Annotated in this window: 2 protein-coding genes; both read right to left on the bottom strand. The window is 78.0% G+C overall.

Annotation, left to right across the window (positions count from 1 at the left end; translation table 11 throughout):
- On the bottom strand, positions 1–1572 hold a 1572-nt coding region (locus DQW06_RS29235), incomplete at its 3' end, for a serine/threonine-protein kinase (protein WP_198662444.1).
- A 36-nt stretch (positions 1573–1608) separates the two neighbouring features.
- The coding region (locus DQW06_RS13625; RefSeq protein ID WP_198662443.1) for a transglutaminase domain-containing protein at positions 1609–2953 on the bottom strand (1345 nt) is incomplete at its 5' end.

Here is a 2953-nt window from a genome sequence, read left to right as displayed (position 1 = left end):
AACGGGGGGAGCCGAGGGGGCGGCCACCTGGCGCGGTGGAGGACCGGACCAGGCGTCCAGCCCGGCCCAGGGGTCCTCGGGCCGTTCCGCCACGGGCGGGCCGACGGACGTTCCGGCGTGCGTGTCGGAGGTACCGGGCCGCTCGCCCCCGGGGGGTTCCGGTTCGTCGCCCGCCGCCTGGATCCACTGTGCGAGCCCCGGTTCGCGCGGGCCGTCCGACGACTGCGGGGCGGCAGACTCCTCCTCGGACTGCTCCGGTTCCCCGCCGTCCCGGCGCGCGGGTGTTGCCCGGTCCGCCTCGGCCGCGGCGCCCCGGTCAGCCGGGTCCTCCTCCCACCACGCGTCCGCGGTGTCGTCATCCAGCGGCTCCGGGGCCTGTCGCCGCGACGTGTCAGCGGTGCCGCCGTCCGCCCGGTCCTCATCCGACGCCGGGTACCGCTCCGACCACCCATCAACGACGCCTTGGCCCACCGGGGTCTCCCCCGGCTCCGGGGCCTGCCCCCACCACGCGTCCGAGGAGCCGTCGTCCGCCGAGTCCTCTCCCCACGTCGGGGCCTGCCCCCACCACGCGTCCGAGGTACCGTCATCCGCCGGGGTCTCCCCCGTCCCCGGACCACTCCCCCACCACGGGTCCGCGTGCTCGGAGGCCTCCTCACCGGCCTCCCCACCGGCCGCCGCGTGTCCGGGCAGCGGTGCGGCCCCCTCCTCCGGGGGGAGCGCCCCGGACTCCGCGAGGGCGTCCTCCTCCCCCGCTTCGCCGGGTGCGCCTGCCGCCGGAGCGGTCAGCGCCTCGGCGAACTCGGCCGCGCTCGGGAAGCGCTCGGCCGGGTCCTTGGCCAGCGCCCGGTCGAGGGCGTCCCGCAGCGCCGCGGGCAGGTCGGCGCGCGGCGGCCCCGGAGGTCGCGCACCGAGCACGCGCTCCCGGTGGTCGAAGGGGTCGACGGTCCCCCGCTGACCGCCGCCGAACGGCGGGTGGCCGGACAACAGCGTCCACAGCGTGGCGGCCAGCCGGTAGACGTCGGAGGCCTCCGAGGGCCGCTCGCCCCGCAGCGCCTCCGGCGGGGCGTACGCCAGGGCGTCCGGGTCCAGTCCGACGGGAGGCGGGACGGCACCCGTGGGCAGGACCGCGCCCGCGTCGGCGAGCACGACCTCCTCCCCCGTCAGCAGCAGGTTCGCCGGTTCCACCCCGTGGTGCAGCAGGCCCCGGCCGTGGACCGCCTCCAGAGCCCCGGCCACGGCCAGGCCCGCCCCCACCACCTCCTCCACCGGCAGCGGATGACGGAGGCGCAGGCGGGCCGCGTAGTCCCCGCCCGCGCAGTGGTCCATGGCGACGAAGGGCCGCCCCGAGGAGGTGCGCCCGTGGCCGAGCACCGGCACCACGCCCGGGGATCCGGCGATCTCACACAGCCGTTCGACCTCGGCCCCACCGTCCGCGCCGCGCATCACCTTCACGACGGCGGGGCCGCCGTCCGCGTCCCGCAGCGCCCGGTAGACGGTCGAGTCCGCGCCGCGGTGCAGAACCTCCAGGGAGTGGAAGCCCGCGACCAGGCTGCCGTTTCCTACGTCACTCACCGGTGCCCTCTCCTCTCACTGCCGCGCCCCGGCGGATCACCGCTCCCGCCACAGCAGCGGACGGGGGTCGAACCACCAGGTGAGCCTCCTGGTACGGGACCTGCTGAGGCGCAGCGCGCGCAGCTGGCGGCGCACGCCCTCGGTGATGGAGGCCGCCTGCTCCCCGGTGACGCCCGGCCCCGCGGCGAACCCGATCCCGTTGACCGTGCGGCCCAGTCTGCCCAGGTCCACGTGGGCCCAGGCCTGGGCGGTCTCGGGCAGCAGGCCGCGGGCGAGCGCGACGGTGTCGCTGACCGTGTGCCCCGGCGGCGGCTCCGACGCGCACAGGCGCAGGCCGTCGCGCAGCTCGTGCCACGCGCCCAGGACGCGGCGCTCGGGCGTGCCCGCGCGCAGCCGCCGCCCGCTGCGGGCCAGGCGCAGCGCGGGGACGGCGAGCACGGCGGCGAGCAGACCGCCCGCGATCGCGGGCACCGCCCACACCGGGAAACGCTCCGGCTCGCGCCGGGGCCCGGCGACGTCGTGGGCGTCGTCCTGGGGCGGGGCCTGGTCCTGCGCGGACTCGGCTTCCTCCGGGGTCCGCTCGCTCCGCGCCGCCTCGCTCGCGTCGTCCCCGCCCTCCTCGCCGGGGGTGACGGCGAACGGCACCCATCCGACGCCGTCGAAGTACACCTCTCCCCAGGCCACGGCGTCGCCCGTGTGGACGGTGCGGGTACCGCCGGCCTCCTCCGTGCCCGCCCCGAAGCCGACGGCGACGCGGCTGGGCAGTCCGGCCGCGCGGGCCAGCATGGCGAAGGCGCTCGCGAACTGCTCGGAGGTGCCTCCGCCCCCCTCCTCCCCGGGCGGGGCGAGGACCGCGGCGACGTTGGCGTAGCCGTGGCCGCCGGGGGTCTCGGGGTCGAACCGGTGCGACCGCCTCAGGTACTCCGCCAGGGCGCGGGCGCGCTGGTACGGGGAGCCCTCGCTGGCGACCGCGGCGACGACGTCGTTGAGCACGGACGGCGCCCCGGCGGGCAGTTCGCGGTAGCGGTCGAAGATCTCGTCCGCGGGCGTGGAGGCCCCGGCCAGCTCGTCCGGCCGCCAGTCGGCGACGTCGCCGGTGACCTGGTACCGGGTGCCCGCGACGGCGCCGTCCATGCTCACCACGGTTCCCGAGAACGCGCTGTAGCCCGGGGAGGGCAGGCCGATCCGCCGGGGGGCGCCGACGACCGGGGCCCAGCTGCCCGGAAGGTCCTCCCCGACGGTGATCTCGGCGCTGACCCCGGTGGCGTGGGGCAGGGGCGGCACGGGCTCGGGAAGCTCCTGCCCCGCCGCCCGGTAGCCGCCCTCGGGCAGCCAGGTGGTGCCGGTGAAGTCGGAGAGGGTGACCCAGCGCAGACTGACG

Source organism: Nocardiopsis sp. TNDT3 (genome assembly GCF_003427465.1).
Taxonomy (GTDB): Bacteria; Actinomycetota; Actinomycetes; order Streptosporangiales; family Streptosporangiaceae; genus Nocardiopsis; species Nocardiopsis dassonvillei.
Note: the sequence above shows the minus strand (reverse complement) of the source record. Positions and strands in the feature narration are given on the sequence as shown.